The following is a 16,887-nucleotide window of genomic DNA, read 5'->3' as shown; positions in this document are numbered from 1 at the left end:
CCGATTATGTAATTTTGAATTGAGGTAGAGTATAGTAAGAGTGTCGAAAATATACTCTAGGAGGCTACTGCCATGTCACAAAAAATCTGGATGAACCTGCCGGTGAAAGATGTTGTGCAATCCACTACCTTTTTCAATGAGATTGGATTCCATGGGGAGAATGTTGGCAACGAGAGAGCCCAGCTTGTCATAGGCTCAACAACGATTCTACTGTTTCCAGATGCAACGTTTGAGAAATTTACGGGTGCCAAAACTGCAGATACTTCCCATAGCGCAGAAGTGATATTTTCCATTGGTGCTGACAGCAGAGAAGAAGTTGATGCTTTTATTAAAAAAGTCGAGTTAGCTGGAGGAACCATCTTTGGCAAGCCGGGTGAAATAGACGGCTGGATGTACGGCGCTGGATTTGCCGACCTGGACGGTCACCGCTGGAACCTGCTGTATATGGATGAGAGCAAAATGCCGAAACGGTAATGTATAACGGCTATCACTACATCCGCCTCTTATCCTTCAACTTTGGAGCCCTCGAATGGGCCAGTCATGGAGATTCTGAAGTAATTCGTTACAATACTAAAGATAAGGAACACGATTCCTCCAACTACAATATATTGTGTACTTATTCCAGTTACGATTAGTCCACATACACTAGCACCAAGTGTTGTTCCCAGGTTGGAAGAGGTTAGAAAGATCCCATTCGACAATTCGGGTGCCTCTGGTGCTGCCGATACCACCCAATATTGAGTGATATTGCCTCCTATGCCTCCTATGATCCCCCAAATGAAAATAAGGAAGGCTGTTGGCACACTAAATTGTCCGAAGGTGAACAACAAGATGTATACCGTTATTAATGCAATGGGATACATCTTGATCGTTCTCAAAGGGAAATTAGCGAGCAGTTTCCCTGCTATCATGTTCCCAACGATATTGGCCAAGCCATATAGAAATAGCAACACACTGACGGTGTTCCAGTCATATCTTGTCACGGTTTTCAGAAACTCGGCAAGGTAACTATAGACCCCAAATACAGCTCCGTTCATGAAAATCACGCCAGTAATGGATAGCCACATCGCGGATCTTCTCAATACATACAGATGAGTACCCATAGAGATTCTTTTCGGAACTGGCATTGAGGGCACAAAAAGAAGTGTTGCTACAAATGCAACGATCGTTACGGCGGCAAAGAACAACATCGCATAGAACAACGATGTGCTGGTGGCAATCAAGCTCGAAAGGGGTACTCCAAGTACCATGCCTGCCGACACGCCTACAAATACTTTAGCCACTGCCTTCGGCGCTTCTTCCTTGGGGACTGACGCCGCTGCGACCGTAAATGCCAATGAGCAATAGACCGGATGGAAAAAAGCCGGAACGACACGTGCAATGACCAATACCGTAAAGTTTGATGTGATGGCGGAGACCAGGCTGCCCACAATAAAAATGCCAAGTACAAACAACATGACATGCTTGCGGTTCATGCCCGAAAATAATAAGGGGAAAATGGGGCCAGATATAGCAACCGCAAGCGCAAAAAGACTCACGATCAAACCAGCGGTTGAGATACTGACCTCGTAATGTTCTGCAATCAAAGGCAAGATTCCGATTACGCCCATCTCCGTATTTAAAATACTGAATACACCAAAGGTCAGAATGAATACAAGCAGGTGATTTCGTTTAGTTGTCATATGCCATGGATTTAGAGAGATCCCGGTAAGCATTGATCTCTGTCTGAAGGTTGGCAATTTTCTGCTCTGCATCAGCAGTTAAAGCAGCCGCCTTAGCAATAGTTGTGCCCATACCTCGACCAGCGCCATTGATAAACCATACTTTTGTCTTATCCATATCATTCATTCCTTTCAATTTCTTCTCCAGTTGCCTTGCTTTTTAGTTTAGCGTTTATACACCACATAGCAAATACTCATATCTTATAACAAGTTATGCTTGAAAGGCATTTCTGTAAGGTTTATTGTAGAATATAAGGGATAAAGGAGGAGTTACGATGGAGATTAGAGTATTGCGTTATTTTCTTACGGTCGCCAGAGAAGGAAGCATTACACGCGCTGCTGATTTCTTGCATGTTACGCAGCCCACCTTGTCCAGACAATTGAAAGACCTTGAACAAGAGTTGGGAAAGAAATTATTTATTCGCAGTAGTTACAGTATTATTCTCACAGATGAAGGTATGCTTTTAAGGAATAGAGCTGAAGAAATTGTAGGTATGGTTGATAAATTAGAGGCAGAATTTGAATCCATGGAAGAAACCATAAGTGGAGATATTTATATTGGCGGTGGAGAAACGGAAGCCATGAAACAGATTGCAAGAGTGGCAAAAGAAGTTCAGAATAAATATCCCGATATACGCTATCACCTATACAGCGGTAACGAAGATGATGTAACTGAGCGGCTTGACAAGGGACTCCTTGACTTCGGTATTCTAATCCAGCCAGCGGATGTCTCCAAATATAACTATATCAATTTCTCCGACAAGGATGTTTGGGGAGTGGTCATGAGAAAAGAAAGTCCACTCGCCTCCAAAGATACGATTCGATCTACAGATTTATTACATGTTCCACTGATCTGTTCACGACAGTCAATGAAGCAGACATTTTCAAAAAATGAGTTTGCGGATTGGTTTGGCGAAGATTTTGACAAATTAAACGTCGTTACTACATACAATCTTGCATATAATGCTGCCATTATGGTTGAAGAAGGCATTGGTTATGCATTAACACTTGATAAAATAGTGAATACGTCCAGTGAAAGCGATCTTTGTTTCAGACCTCTAGAGCCAAGACTTGAATCTGGGTTAAATATCGTTTGGAAAAAACATCAGGTCTTTTCGACTGCTGCGGATTTGTTTTTAAAAGAAATTCAGGCTAAATTTTAGACTGATAAAGGGATTAACGTTAGTATAAGAAGAAACCCACCGGAGTTTAATTCTCGGTGGGTTTCTTTATGACTTGTTCAATCCCGAGCAAAATAAGCTTCAAGCCGAACTCGAAAGCTCTGTCGGTTCCCATCACCTCAAACAGACCGTTCTTATACATCCTGCTAAAGAGTCCAGCTTCCTTCTCACTCATAGAATCCAGAAGATGTATCATCTCTTCACCCTGAAGTGCTTCCTGGTCCTTAATAACAGCAGAGATATTGCGCTGATGCTGATAATCGTCGAGTACGAAATAGAATACATAGTTGACCAGTGTAAGAACGGCCTGTAATTTCTGCTCTTGCTCTAGCGGTGTTGATTCCATGCAGAGCAACATGCGGTTGGTGAAGCGGATCATGTCCGGTTCATGGGGCAACGTCATCATCATGAGCTGTGTGGAGCACGGGTATCTGCTGAGCACACTCCGTACCGTCACCGCAAGCCCCTCCATCTGCTCCTTCCAGTCCCCTTCAGTATGAAACTCGTCCAGAATAATTTTCGATATCTGGTTGGCCAGACGCTGGTAGAGTGTCTGCTTGCTCTTGAAGTACCAGTATAGAGATGGAGCCTGAATCCCCAACTTGTCTGCCAAGCGTCTCATGCTGAATTTCTCGATGCCCTCTTCCCCGAGAAGCTCCCACGAAATTTCCAAAATCTTATCTTCCGAAATCTGAGGCTGTTGTTTTTTCATCAGTATCCGCCCTTTTATCTAACAGTGTAAGTTTATGCTTTACAGGTTCATAAGTTCATGATAACATCTAACACTGTAAGGTTCAATCTAACGGTGTTAGATTAGATCAATATTAACGAAGAAAGTAGTGACCCACATGGATGCAGAAAACCTCCATTACTTTGAAAAAGCACCAATCGCCAAAGCCGTAGCTCATTTTGCTGTCCCAATGATGCTAGGCACGTCAATGAGTGTTATTTACTCCATCTTGAATGCCTATTTCCTTGGCACACTGGGTAATACGGCAATGTTAACCGCACTCGCATTAACTTTACCTTTATTCGCGGTCATCATGGCCCTTGGTAATTTAATTGGTATAGGCAGCGGCACATTCATCTCCCGTTTGCTGGGAGAGAAAAAAGTAGATGATCTAAAGCATGTATCTTCATTTGCCTTTTACAGCAGTTTAGTTCTCGGAATTATTGTGATGGCCGTTGGGCTCCCGCTGATTGAACCAATCGTTCATGGGCTGGGGGCAACGCCAGAGTCCTTCGGATTTACGAAAGAGTATGTCACGATTATGCTTATGGGTTCACCCTTCGTCATCTTATTCTTCACCCTGGAGAATATCGTGCGCTCAGAAGGTTCAGCAATGACTTCTATGACCGGTATGATTCTCAGTGTTGTTATAAATATTATCCTTGATGCACTATTCATTTTTGTCTTCCATTGGGGCGTAATTGGCGTTGCATCTGCTACTGTCATCTCCAACTTGGTTGCGAGTGCATTTTACGCTTACCATATGAGTTATAAGAGTCAATTCTTAACCGTCTCCCTGAAATGGTTCAAGGTGACCAAGGACATCCTGAGCAATGTGTTCAAAATCGGTGTTCCCGTCTTTGTTATGAGTGTCTTCTTGGGTGCAATGTCGCTTATTCTTAACCTTTTTCTTGTCGAATATGGGGATCAGGCCGTTGCGGGGTATGGAATCTCATCACGTTTATTGCAATTTCCTGAGTTTATTCTGATGGGCTTGTGCGAGGGAGTTGTGCCGTTAATTGCCTTCTCATTCACAGCGAACAAATTACGCATGAAACAAACGATTGGATTCACGATCAAAGCTATTTTGGGCTTAGCCGTCCTGTTTGGTGTTATCGTTTATCTAATCTCTGACCACTTGATTGGTTTATTTACGACTGACCCGCAATTAATTGAAATGGGTAGCTACATTCTGCATGTAACCTTCTTATCCTTGTTTATTACAGGAATGACTTCTTTGTTTATGGGGATCTTCCAAGCAACAGCCCAAGGAACCGCCGCGTTTGTTATGTCCATAATTCAAGGGATTACACTAATTCCTATATTGTATATCGCTAATCAAATGAATGGCTTTCATGGAGTGATCTGGTCGCTCGTTATTGCGGATGCCGTGGCGTTCCTAGTTGGGGCCATTATGTTATATGTTTTGCGGACCAAATTGCAGCCGGATCTGGAACATTTGGCACAGTAGTTAACGTATAACACGCAAAAAGGCAGGATAAGGGCGCTCCCTGACCCTGCTCTTTCATTTCGAAATGACAAATATCTATCTGGTGATACGAAGAGATCGTAAACCGTCTGTTATAAGGAAGAAGTGGTCAACATATGTTCTATTTCATCCATATACCCATCCACTGTAATGCTTCTCGGAGCAAACAGAAATCGTAGTGATTGTTTCCATTCCGAGCCTGCAATAGAGGTTGGTAACATCGAATGTTCTGTATTAGAGAAGATTTTTACATGGAGCAAGGAAGATGGCTGAATTCCTTTACGGTATGCTTGCTCTGTATCAACAATGTCCACATTCACATCATCTTCTCCAAGCAGAAGGAGTACCGGGGTTTTGAAATGATGCAAATCCGCCGTGGCATCTGAAGCAAAATTTTTCTTTATGAAGTTCCAGCGTTCTTTGGAAATCAGATCATGCTCTCGAGCAATCTTGGTGTACTCTTCATATGTGCCATGTTTCTTTAAAATCTCTTTAATCTGGTTTTCATAATCGACCTGATTTTGAATCTCCTCCGTGGAATAACCATCTTTCGCCATTTGGCTGCGTGTGTTGTATTCTCCCTGTTCCAACCAGTTTATCGCTGGTGATACCAAGATACTGAAGGCGAGATGTTCTTTCCCAGCAAGCTTAGGAATCACCCAGCCTGCTTGGCTGGCACCCCATACGCCTATTTTGGAATCATCAATGATGGATTGTTCTTTCGCCCATGCAATAGCTTGCTGTGCCTCCACAACACGATCATCCATGCTTTGATCTAGCCAGTTTCCCTCTGAACCCCCGATTCCCCGTTTATCTAGCGACAAGGATGCATACCCGATCGATGCCAGTCGCTCCCACAACGGTTTGTATCCCTCACCATGAGTAGAGTCTATCGGACCGTCACCGTGAATAAACAGTACTAGACCTAGCTTGCCTGAATGGTTTCTGGGTAACGTGAGCGTACCTGTTAACTTACCCTGTGGAGATTGAATTTCAATGGTTTGTTCCTCCATGTCAAAATCACTTTGATCGACTATGTACAGTCCTGCACCAACCATCAGTAAGATTGCCACAATAACTGAGATGTATCGTTTTTTCCAATTAAACATAACTATCTCCTTTGTAAATCATGTAATGCCATTGGTTTTCGCCTAAGAGCAGGCCGGTCAGAAAGCTGTTTGTGCTATACTGCTTGCGAAATTGATAGCGTTCATATAACTGTATCGCTTGATGATTCTGACTTGCCACATGCAAGCTAAGAGATGACATTGATTTGGATTGCAACATATATTTCTGTGCCCATTGAAGCAACTGCGTACCAATTCCCTTGCCTTGGTGCTGTGGATGTACAACCAGATCTTCCACATAACATTCGCCTAATTTAGGAGTATGCTTCAGCAGATGTAAACCAGTTATTAACTGAAGCAGTTTCCACATGCCAACTCTATTGCACTGGCTCCACCAATGAGGATTGGCACGAACGCTTGTTATTGCTACTCTGTTATCTGCTTCCTTCCATTTCAAGCACATGGTGCCAACAATCTCCTCATTTTCACGAGCAATGACTCGAAGAGTACTCTGTTCTATGGGCGGATGATTGAGCAACTGTTCAAATACATAAGCCAGATCAGTTATGGACAATGAAGTGATCTTTTGAAATTTGTGTCCAAAACCATAAGCCATGAGTTCAGCAACAGCTTGATGAAACTGGGGACAAACGGGTTCTATCTGAATGGAAGTTGTCACTGTGTGCCTCCCCCTACTCGATCATTTGTAACAATAGCTCATAATGAAGCTTTTCTGGTGTGAATAAAGATAAATAAGATTTCTCTACCATAATAAGTGGACCGTGATAGGGATAGCCCTGATCTTCTGCGTAAGCATAAAATTCGTTGATATGTTCTTTGAGTTCAGCTTCAATGTGTACATATACATGACGAGAAAGGTATTTTCCTCTAGGCAAAACTAAATCGTTTGCTCCCTCCTTTTGTGTATAAATTCCTACGGTGTCCGTCTCGTCGTACGCATAATGGATGTCGGCTTCAAATAAATTGGGAATGTTTCCTTTATGTTGGGTCAGTTGCCTTGCTTGCAAGTACCCTTGCGCTTCCATATGGAACCACAGTGATAAGTGAATCTCCTCACGAGTAACAATATAATAAGTCACTTGATCCTCAAGCGGAATATGCTCTTGCTCATGCAACAACTTGCTGATAAGGTGCTTTGTTTGCTGAAGCTGAGTGATGGCTTCTTCCGTGTCTGCCAACGCTTGGCGAAATAATGATGTGATTTGAACGGTTGTCAGATTACTCAAACATTCCTTGATCATTTGAACAGACAGTCCCATTTTGCGAAGCAACAAAATATGAGATAGACGGTAAATTTCATCTACCCCATACATCCTGTATTGGTTTTCTGCTATATAAGCAGGGTGTAACACCCCTTTTTCTTCGAAGTATCGAATTTGATGTACAGAGACTTTCATCAGCTTTGCCAGCTCACTAATCGTAATTTCATCACTCAACCAATTCACCACCTTTGCTGTTTTTCATATTACAAGCATAAACCTTAGGTCTGACCTAAGGTCAAGTTTTATTTTAGCCTCTCCTGATAACAAAAAAACCACGGCACCAGATTCGGTACCGCAGTTTATTAATCAATCATCCTATTGGATTTGTTTCATGTAAGATTTGAATTCCTCAGCAATTTCTTTGTATTTGGTATGATGCAGGTAATGTGAACCTTCCATTGGGATCATCTTACCCTGTGCGGATTGTTTGGCTTGTTCTTCATGTAGCGGAATCCACTGCGGGTTTTTCTCGTTATTGGATTGAACAAAGAGAAGCACTGGCAGATCACTAGGATACGTGAGTTTTTCTCCATTTTTGAAATTGGAACCCAGATGTTTAAGCTCATTTACTAATGTCGGATTTGTCGAGACTTGATTCGAAATCAACTTCATCTGTTCTTTGGTATGTTCATCATAGTCAAGTGATGCATATGAATCACCACTCACTTTATTGAGTACTCTCATTAAGCCTGATTTTTGAAAGAATTTCATTAAGTTCAAAGGTAATTTAACATCCATGCCAGGTTGATTCGGAACACTGCTATCGATCCCGACAAAAGCAGAGACTTCATCCGGATACGTGTTCACATAAGTCGCCGCGTACAGTCCCGTGATGGAATGCCCCATCAGAATATAACGATCTATACCGAGCTGCTGTACAGCTTCATGAATTTCACTAACAATATTCTCGGTGGTTCTCTCCTTTTCGGTTTGGTCGCTTAACCCATAACCGAAAGGCTCAATCGCCACAACTTTGTAATCAGAAGTTAATTCATCGATTAACAATTTGAAATCAAGTACTGGTGACGGTGTTCCTTGTCCGGGAAGTAGCACGATGGTTTGTTCGCCGCTACCTTGAATGGATACATTCATATTCTTCCCATCAATATTGACATATTGGCCGTACGATTCGATTTTCTTTTTCTCGGCCCCATTACTTATCGTATGAACGACAAACGTGATGCCCATGAACAGCACCAGCGCGCCGACAATACCACCTATTATTTTCAACCATAAGTACCGTTTTTTACGGCCCTTAGTCCCCGTTGTTGTTACATCCACTGCTTCTGCCATTTCCATCTTCTCCTGTCGTTTATATCTGTAGAGCCGCTCTTGCGACATAGGTATAGTGTAACCATGAAAGATGTCCCCTTCGTGACGGGAATATGAACGGAGTATGAACTACAAAAAAAAGAGAGCTGCTTGTTGAGAGCAGTTCTCCATAGGATAAGACAGTTTTAGTGGTCCAGGAACACAAGCTGAATGAAGAACAATACCGCAAAAATGTAGAAGATTGGATGAACATCTTTACCTTTTCCACGAAGCAGCTTGAGTACCGGATAAAAGATGAAACCTACGCCGATGCCTGTCGCAATACTATGCGTCAATGGAGTAAGGATGATAATCAGGAAGGCAGGAAATGCTTCTTCGAGATCATCCCATTTGATTTTGCTGATAACGTTAATCATAAAGTATCCAACAATGATCAGTGCCGGAGAAGTGATCGCCGGAATGCTTGATATTACACTTACGATCGGTGTGAAGAACAAAGTCAGCGCAAGCAGCACACTTACCGTTACAGCGGTCAGTCCCGTTCTTCCTCCGGCAGCTACCCCTGTGCTGGATTCGATGTAAGCCGATGTTGGACTTGTTCCGAGCAAAGCACCTGAGGTTGTTCCTACGGCATCTGCCAATAATGCGCCACGCGAGCGTGGGAATTTACCATCCTTAAGCAATCCTGCTTGTTCAGCAACGCCGAGCATCGTGCCTGTCGTATCAAACAGCGTGATCAACAAGAAGGTAAATATGATTGTATATAAACCATTCGAGAATACACCTGCCAGATCCAGTTGCAAAGCCGTTGACGCGAGGCCTTGCGGCATGGATACAATCGATTCCGGCATTTGGAATAGTCCCATGATCCAGGCAAGTATCGCTGTTACCACCATTCCGATGAACAGGTAACCTTTCACATTATAAGCCATCAGCACAACGGTAATAATCAATCCGATAATGGTCAGATAAGCCATTGGCTCAGCCAAGTTTCCGATCGTAATCAAATTCGATTCTGAATCGGCAATAATCCCGGCATTTTGCAAACCTACCGTTGTAATAAACAATCCGATCCCTGCGGTTATGGCATGTTTTAAGCTAGCAGGAATTGCATCTAGCAACATGTAACGGAATGAAGTCAGTGATAAAATAATAAACAAAATCCCTGCTATAAATACGGCTCCCAGTGCAACCTGCCAAGATACGCCATACCCGGCAACTACGCTATAGGCAAAGAATGCATTCAGCCCCATACCCGGCGCGATGACGATTGGATAATTGGACCATATTCCCATAATCAGAGTTCCCACAATACTTGCCAGTACCGTTGCTATGAATACTCCGTTAAAGTCCATGCCTGTGCTGCTGAGTATTCCTGGGTTTACGATAACTATGTATACCATTGTGAAAAATGTTGTAACCCCTGCGATAATTTCTGTGGGGATGGTCGTGCCTCGTTCTTTAAGTTTGAACCATTTGTCCATGGTAAAGCCAGCCTCCAACTTTCAAATTATACTCCAAAGCTAAAAACAAAAACCAGCTAATGTTTGTCAAGCATTTCTGGTTGGATGAGTTCTCTTTTCGTGGTATACTTTTTCCGACCAACACGAATAACCTCCACGGGTATGGAGGTTTTGGTTAAATATGGATTACACTTGGTAGGGCTGGCCTTTCTGCAAGATGGCGAAAATGTGATGTAACAGCTTGTTTGCGCAGGCGATCACGGCCACCTTGTAGGGCTTGCCCTCGTTTCTTTTTTTCTCGTAGTACGAACGGATTCTTGCATTCGCATTCTTTCGCATTCCACATTGCACCGCTAAATATAGTGAACGTCTGAGCCTTTTAGAGCCTCGTTTCGTAATTCGTGTACTTGTCGCTGTGAACTTTCCTGAACTGAAAATCCCTGGGTCAAGGCCCGCAAACGCTACAAGTTGCTTCGCATCACTAAACTGTTTCACATCACCTAGTTCAGCTACAATGGCTGCGGCCAGTTTCGTTCCAATTCCCGGGATACTTCTCACCAGTTCGACTTCAGGCAGATTTTCTGCGAGTTCCTCCATTTGTTTTTCGAGTTCCTCCAGTTGCCGAATCATCGTCAACAATAAAGAGACCATTCCGAGCAGTGCCTTGCTTTGAGCGGGGCTACGCCGAATTTCTCTCCATTCATCCTGTACTTCCTCCAGTTTTCTCGCTTTTTCATTGGCCCATCGCTTGGAATGGGATCGTCCCGAATTACCCTGAATGACTTCATTCCAATTCGTCACACTTCCCTCCAAACAATGAGACAGCACCGTCAATGATGTTGTTGAAAACACATTGTAAAATATCTGCTCATACGCCGGAAAAACTTGCTCCAGCAAGGCTCTGCTGTTCAGCTTCGCCTGCACAAAGATTCCCGTGACAAACTCATGCTGCCGAGTCAAATGCTGTAGCTCTGTAAACGTCTCATCCCAATTTCGATGCGGCTTCACGTCGCCGCGATAGTACATCTCTGCCAGATGCCAAGCATCTGCAGCATCTGTTTTAACTTTGCGTAACTGCGTTCCCTTCGCTCGCTTGGATTGCAAGGGATTCACAATGTAGTAGGTGTAGCCACTCCGATTCAGATAGGACACCAAGGCACGATGGTAATGCCCAGTCGCCTCCAAAACAACCACTGGAGCGACACCCGTTTCGGCTTGAAGGGCCCCTAACACCTCCGTAAATTGTACGAATCCACTCGCAACATGCTCAATGACGATAGCTTTACCAACGGGCTCATTTCGTTTTTGAAACGCCTGTATCACACTTGAACCTTTAGCGACATCTACACCAACAACAGGTTCCATGTCCTCACTCCTTATCTTTCGTTTCGCCGGTCCTTTCCACGATGGTTCCAAACCCATAGCTTCGCTTGTTATACGGGGTCAACTGCCCCTACCAGCCCAAACATGGTCTTTTGGAGGTCGTGGGAGAACTGTTTTTGTTACGAGGTCCTAGCCCCTAAAACCGCCACGTTCTCCCGGCTTCCCCCATCGTAAAACGACCACAAAAAAAGGCCAACCAGTAATTACTGGCTAACCTGATAATACGAAAATCCTAATCTTCATATAGGATTGTAATATTGTCGCTCCTATATTCGTTGTTAGGATTTAAAGATTCAACAGCTAAGCTCTAAACTAAACATAAAGATACTCATATCTGTTTTCAACCTGAAGTCCATTTCGTATTCTAATTAAAATTACATGCAATGTCAATGAATTAACGATTTGTTCACAGTTATTTACGAACTATACAGACATTATCTCTTTTGTTCATTCGTTTTTAGGATAGAGTAAGTACGTATCGCTCAATGTCTGCGATATATGAAGAAAAGACTGCCAGCAATGTTCACTGACAGTCTCTTGCTTAATTCGTAGTAGGTTTCTCTTCATATTCGCTGGATAATTCTTTTAGCGATTTGATTTTGCCATGGGGATGCTGTTCTTGCTTTCGTGACTTCCAGGCAGCTTCTTTTCTTTTCTTCTGGTCAGCCATACAAGATATCCTCCTCTGGAAACTGAGATGTATACTACTTCTTTATGATGTCATTCCTGAACAACTTTATTCTGCTTGTATAGGTAATAAGAGAATTAGGCAAGCATATAAGACAAATTATAGAGAATTCAGAAGTTAATTGGCAGGACCCAGATTAATCAAGCTGACCTCGGATAATGAGACGGTTGTGTTGCCATCTTGCTCACCATCAATGTTACCCAGATCAAATGAAATTCGAGTATTCGCATAGCTGTCTTCTGTTGCATCAAATGTAAACGTGAACTCCTGTTCTTCTGGGGTCAAATCAACTCGTGCCCCAAAGAACCCATGCCATTCATAGTTGGCAGCTGCATCGACCCATCCAATCCCCAAACCCAATTTCCTGGACTTCTCCGCTTTGGCTTTAAACGTTAATTTATATTTAAAACCTTGCTGTATGCCAAATCCTTCATTGATGACTTGACGATCCCATGGATGCTGTCCTGCATGACCAATCTTGGCTTGAAGCTGTTGATTGCTAACTTGCATCTCAAGGTCCGCTGCATTACCGTCCGCATGGGTAAACCAACCTTCCTTACCTTTGGAGAAGTCTCCATTAGGAATAAGATTAACATGAGCAGGCTGACCTCCTTGATCTGCATTCGGATTCACTTCATATAATTGGACGTTATTGATGTGAATCGAGTGTTCACCTGTAGAGAGCGGATATCCTAATCCAAATGCAAGCATAGCTGCCGAATCGGAGCTATCCCCCATAGTGAAGGTGTAACTATATGACTTTTGATCCGCGGTTAATTCCACTTCTTCTTCAAAATACTTCACAAAATCCCCTGCATTCTGAGAAAGAACCGCTTGCATGGATTTAGGACTTGAAGCAAATGCCTCGAAGGTAAGTCGGTACGTTTTGTTTGCATCCAGTTTGATCTGACCTTGTTGTAACAAAGCATCCCACCAATGTTCACTTGTACCAGGCAATTTAATCGTTAATCCTGCGCCCTCGTCATGTGAGGCTGTCAGATCATTAGGAATTAGCTCCCAATGATTCAGATCAGCTGTTAGCTCACTGTTCTGAATTTTGTTTTGTGAAATATCCACCCAACGTGTATTATAATCTGCTCCTTCAAAATTCACATAATAGGGTTTGCCTGCTGTCAAGTTGACCCCTGGGAAATACACCGTTTGATATGCTTGCCATCCACCCGTGTCTCCGAGACTCAGGTCTGATTGTGCAACGGTTGTACCTTGTTCATCCTGGATGCTGAACTGAACCTTGGAATCACTTTTTCCACTGGCCATTCGGGCAGACAGAACATATACTCCGTCGTGAGCTACATCGATTTTATATTGCAGCAGATCTCCCTGATCCATGTAACTGACATGTTTTCCTCCTTCTACGGAGTCCTCCAGTTGTAAGCCCTGCATCATCCAGGCTTCGGTTGCAGGAACATGTGCGTAGCCATTCACTGACAGAGGTTTTCCGCGTTTCGTCAGACGAACATTGTCCACATATACCTTACCTTCAGAACTGCCGAATAACATTCTTAGCTCGGATTGTGCGATTGATGCTCCATCTCCAATGATGATTTCACCAGTGAATGTTTTCATTTCTTGGTTCAAGGAGAGGTTTTGCCCTTGATGAACCTGTACCGTATGCCCATTACTGCTGACAACATCAATGTCGATACTTCGCGGTGTGTCTGCCTTGGCATCTAAGGAGAAACCATACGTTGTATTCGCTTCCAGTTTCAAATCCGGTTGGTTCACCGAAACTTGTTGTGGGTCATTATTCGTTTGAGTAACCTCAACAACCAGTTGACGCTCCATAATCGGGAATTTCGAAAAGTTATTTACACTTATATTGGCTGCCGCACTGTCCTGAATGCTGCTTGACCAGAATCCAAGACGCTCCTTGCCTTGATCGAATGTGCCATTGTAAATAAAGTTGCCATCAGGTAGCGCGTTTCGTTCGACAGTTAACGGATCAGCTTCACCCACCTCGATCAGTCTGACATTGGCAAACCAAACGGTTGTATCATCCAACCCCAGATTAAATTCGAATCTGGCATTGTTATCCGTTCCATCCCGCATATTGAAGGTATAGTCATAGGATTGCCAATCTGTCGTGAGTGCAAAGGTGTTATCACCCGAATAATTGGTCCAACTTTTTTCAAATTGGTTCAGTTTGGACATGATCGTACGGTTAGCAGATGCTTTCGCATCAAATTGTATCTTGTACTTTTTGTTTTTCTTGATGTACATCGGCATCTGAGTGAGTTGAACCGAGTAGTTTTCAGTACCCGATGCATCAATGGTAACTTCTGCTGCCTTCCCTTTCTGCTCATCCGTTACAACTTTGACACTGCCAGCTCCATCAGCATTTGTGATGAATTTCCACTGAAGAGGCACTCCATTGTCTGCAGACCCTTCCGAAAAACGATCATTGTAGATTTGATTGCCATCGGTTTGTGGGTCACGCTGTTGCGCAGGCTCGATGGGATTTGTTGTTACATCAGGCCATGTGTCTAGATTTTTGTAAGAATATACTCGTACAAAATCAACATTCATCTTTTCGGAAGTGAAGTTGCTTTCAGGTGAACCCGGCCAGTCTCCTCCAACTGCCAGATTCAGAATCAGATAGAATGGACGATCAAATGGTGCAGGGAACGTATAATACTCGGGTTGGCCGGCGGCCTTCGTTTGCCAGTTGGTCACTTCATGATGCAGCTTTCCATCCACATAGAAACGAATCATACCCGGCAACCATTCCACCTGGAAATCGTGATAATCGTCAGCGAAAGTTTCTCCCTTCGGAAGAGTAAGACTTCCCTGATCATGTCCATGGGAGCCGTCAGGCTTCACACTGTCATAATGCAATGTGCTATATACCTTGTTATTACTCTCTTTGCCACCAATTAGCTCCATAATATCGATTTCTCCAGAGGCAGGCCATCCACCATAATGTGCTTCATCTGTTGGCATCATCCATATGGCAGGCCACATGCCTTTATCAATAGGAAGCTTCGCACGTACAACTACTTTACCGTAGGTCCAGTCGCCTTTTCCCATGGAGATCAGTTTGCCAGAGCTGTAATCTTTACCGTTTTTCGGACCCTTTTTTGCTTCAATCTGCAACACGCTTCGATTCTGATCTTTTGTAATGCGAGTGTTATCGGGGCTATAATATTGCATTTCATTGTTATAAACGAGTCCTGTATCCTGCACGGTCCATTTGGAAGCATCAATCGAAGGCCCGTTAAACTCATCATTCCAGACCAGCTCCCATTGATCATGCGGAATCGTTGTTGCTGGAACCGGTTTTTCGCCCGCAGGATTGCTTGGTGTTGATGGTGTAGACGGTGATTGCCCGTCTGGAGAAGATGGTGTGGGTGTACTTGTCACATTTGTTGAACCACCAGGCTGCGATGAAGCAGGTTGTTGTGCTTCACCCACCATGGATGTGCGCAATCCTTGTTTTACTTTCTCTCCGTTGATCACAACATCATCGGCATCTACACTCAATTTTTGAATCGTACCTTTGGTATCCATTCGAGTCTGACTCGCTTCTGCATGAATATTCATGGAATCAATCAGGCTGTTTGAAGAGATCTCCAGAATGGATTTCTGCTTTACATGCATCTCCTGAATGTTGCTTTCTTCCGTAATGGCAATTCTGACGGGTTCCCCACGTTTGTCAACGACTACTCGCTTCAGCTTGGAGTTGTTAATGTTGATGGAATGACTGCCTCCGCCTTTAATGATGACACTTCCTGTAACAGTTACGCCCTGAAGAACAACAGATCCCTCGCCTATGCCTTCTGCCAGCAGCAGATTTCCATTAACAATCATATTTTTCAACGTGACATCCGTCGATTTAATAATCAAGTTGCCATCTACCCGGGACTCATATGTTTCAGGAGTGCTTTTTACATCTGCAATCATCGCTGACAGTAACTCTGCCGTCTCCGCTCGTGTAATCGGGGCTTTGGGATTTAATTTGCCTTGGAAACCTTTAAGAATATTTTCGTTCACCAGATAGGTAAGCGCTTTCTTTGCATAACCGGAAATATCATCTGCATCCTGAAATTTCAATTGTTCACTATCTTCATTTGTAGCGGCTGAAAGTTGAAAAGCTCGATCTACCATAACCGCTGCATCTTGGCGTGTAATCGGTTGTTGTGGTGACAGATGTTCACGGTCTGTCCCTTCGATGATGCCAGAACCATTCGCTCGTACCATCACGTCATAGTACCAATCGTCTGAAGTCATATCCGCATATGAACCAGTCGCCGCATTACTGGTGAAACCAAAGGCCCGATCCAGAATCATGACGAATTCAGCTCGGCTAATGACCTGACTGGGCTTGAACGTACCGTCCGTATAACCTTTCAATAAATTCAAGTCTTGCAAGCGTGTAACTGCAGATTGTGACCAATGCCCGGTCAGGTCTGTATAGGGAACAGAGAAGTGCAGGCTTTTCGCCTGCACATTTCCCACCTCCGCTTGACTCTGTACACTTTCTGCTCCAGCAGTTGCTGGATAAACGAGAGAAGCCATTAAACTCCATGCCACCATACATGCCAGTCCTTTTCTCATCCTTCTTCCTCCCTCAGCTCAGTTATCCTTGCATT

General features: G+C 43.6%; 14 protein-coding genes. 3 read left to right on the top strand and 11 right to left on the bottom strand.

Features of this window, described 5'->3' with window-relative positions:
- The first annotated feature begins 72 nt into the window (after nucleotides 1–72).
- Entirely contained in the window at nucleotides 73–474 is a 402-nt protein-coding gene (locus tag MKY95_RS16385) for an extradiol dioxygenase (RefSeq protein WP_036615598.1), read from the top strand.
- A 29-nt stretch (nucleotides 475–503) separates the two neighbouring features.
- Here MKY95_RS16385 and MKY95_RS16380 read toward each other — a convergent pair whose 3' ends face one another.
- Together MKY95_RS16380 and MKY95_RS16375 are read right to left on the bottom strand one after the other, a co-directional pair.
- On the bottom strand, nucleotides 504–1,682 hold the full coding sequence (locus MKY95_RS16380; protein WP_339199860.1) for an MFS transporter: 1,179 nt from the start codon (nucleotides 1,680–1,682) through the stop codon (nucleotides 504–506).
- Entirely contained in the window at nucleotides 1,672–1,839 is a 168-nt protein-coding gene (locus MKY95_RS16375) for a hypothetical protein (RefSeq protein WP_339199858.1), read from the bottom strand. The genes MKY95_RS16380 and MKY95_RS16375 overlap by 11 nt, the downstream gene beginning before the upstream one ends.
- Nucleotides 1,840–1,996: 157 nt before the next feature.
- On the opposite strand from MKY95_RS16375, the gene MKY95_RS16370 reads away from it, so the two are divergent.
- The gene (locus tag MKY95_RS16370) at nucleotides 1,997–2,884 is read left to right on the top strand and encodes a LysR family transcriptional regulator (protein ID WP_036671323.1); all 888 of its coding nucleotides are present in this window, start codon (nucleotides 1,997–1,999) and stop codon (nucleotides 2,882–2,884) included.
- Nucleotides 2,885–2,930: 46 nt separating this feature from the next.
- Here the strand turns inward: MKY95_RS16370 and MKY95_RS16365 are convergent, their stop codons facing one another.
- Nucleotides 2,931–3,614 (bottom strand): TetR/AcrR family transcriptional regulator C-terminal domain-containing protein, encoded by a 684-nt coding sequence (locus tag MKY95_RS16365; RefSeq protein WP_036615609.1) that lies wholly within the window; start codon nucleotides 3,612–3,614, stop codon nucleotides 2,931–2,933.
- 136 nt (nucleotides 3,615–3,750) lie between these two features.
- Between MKY95_RS16365 and MKY95_RS16360 the strand changes: the two genes are divergently transcribed.
- On the top strand, nucleotides 3,751–5,103 hold the full coding sequence (locus MKY95_RS16360; RefSeq protein WP_036615611.1) for an MATE family efflux transporter: 1,353 nt from the start codon (nucleotides 3,751–3,753) through the stop codon (nucleotides 5,101–5,103).
- 110 nt (nucleotides 5,104–5,213) lie between these two features.
- Here the strand turns inward: MKY95_RS16360 and MKY95_RS16355 are convergent, their stop codons facing one another.
- The 8 genes from MKY95_RS16355 to MKY95_RS16320 form a co-directional block, all read right to left on the bottom strand.
- On the bottom strand, nucleotides 5,214–6,230 hold the full coding sequence (locus MKY95_RS16355) for a CocE/NonD family hydrolase (protein WP_036615612.1): 1,017 nt from the start codon (nucleotides 6,228–6,230) through the stop codon (nucleotides 5,214–5,216).
- Nucleotides 6,223–6,867, bottom strand: a complete 645-nt coding sequence (locus MKY95_RS16350; RefSeq protein WP_036615614.1) for a GNAT family N-acetyltransferase — start codon at nucleotides 6,865–6,867, stop codon at nucleotides 6,223–6,225. The genes MKY95_RS16355 and MKY95_RS16350 overlap by 8 nt, the downstream gene beginning before the upstream one ends.
- A gap of 13 nt (nucleotides 6,868–6,880) precedes the next feature.
- Nucleotides 6,881–7,645, bottom strand: a complete 765-nt coding sequence (locus MKY95_RS16345) for a MerR family transcriptional regulator (protein WP_339199854.1) — start codon at nucleotides 7,643–7,645, stop codon at nucleotides 6,881–6,883.
- Between the two features lie 141 nt (nucleotides 7,646–7,786).
- Nucleotides 7,787–8,764 carry an alpha/beta hydrolase gene (locus tag MKY95_RS16340; protein ID WP_101313828.1) on the bottom strand — a complete coding sequence of 326 codons (978 nt, stop codon included), beginning with the start codon at nucleotides 8,762–8,764 and terminating at the stop codon, nucleotides 7,787–7,789.
- 164 nt (nucleotides 8,765–8,928) lie between these two features.
- Nucleotides 8,929–10,227: an NCS2 family permease gene (locus MKY95_RS16335; protein WP_017688352.1), complete on the bottom strand. Its 1,299-nt coding sequence runs from the start codon at nucleotides 10,225–10,227 to the stop codon at nucleotides 8,929–8,931.
- A gap of 165 nt (nucleotides 10,228–10,392) precedes the next feature.
- The gene (locus tag MKY95_RS16330) at nucleotides 10,393–11,571 is read right to left on the bottom strand and encodes an IS110 family transposase (protein WP_076320423.1); all 1,179 of its coding nucleotides are present in this window, start codon (nucleotides 11,569–11,571) and stop codon (nucleotides 10,393–10,395) included.
- Between the two features lie 559 nt (nucleotides 11,572–12,130).
- Nucleotides 12,131–12,259 (bottom strand): DUF6254 family protein, encoded by a 129-nt coding sequence (locus tag MKY95_RS16325; RefSeq protein WP_219845137.1) that lies wholly within the window; start codon nucleotides 12,257–12,259, stop codon nucleotides 12,131–12,133.
- 135 nt (nucleotides 12,260–12,394) lie between these two features.
- Nucleotides 12,395–16,852: a carbohydrate binding domain-containing protein gene (locus MKY95_RS16320; protein ID WP_339199851.1), complete on the bottom strand. Its 4,458-nt coding sequence runs from the start codon at nucleotides 16,850–16,852 to the stop codon at nucleotides 12,395–12,397.
- Nucleotides 16,853–16,887: the final 35 nt, after the last annotated feature.

The sequence above is a fragment of the Paenibacillus sp. FSL P4-0176 genome (assembly GCF_037975265.1).
GTDB classification, from domain to species: domain Bacteria; phylum Bacillota; class Bacilli; order Paenibacillales; family Paenibacillaceae; genus Paenibacillus; species Paenibacillus amylolyticus.
Note: the sequence above shows the minus strand (reverse complement) of the source record. Positions and strands in the feature narration are given on the sequence as shown.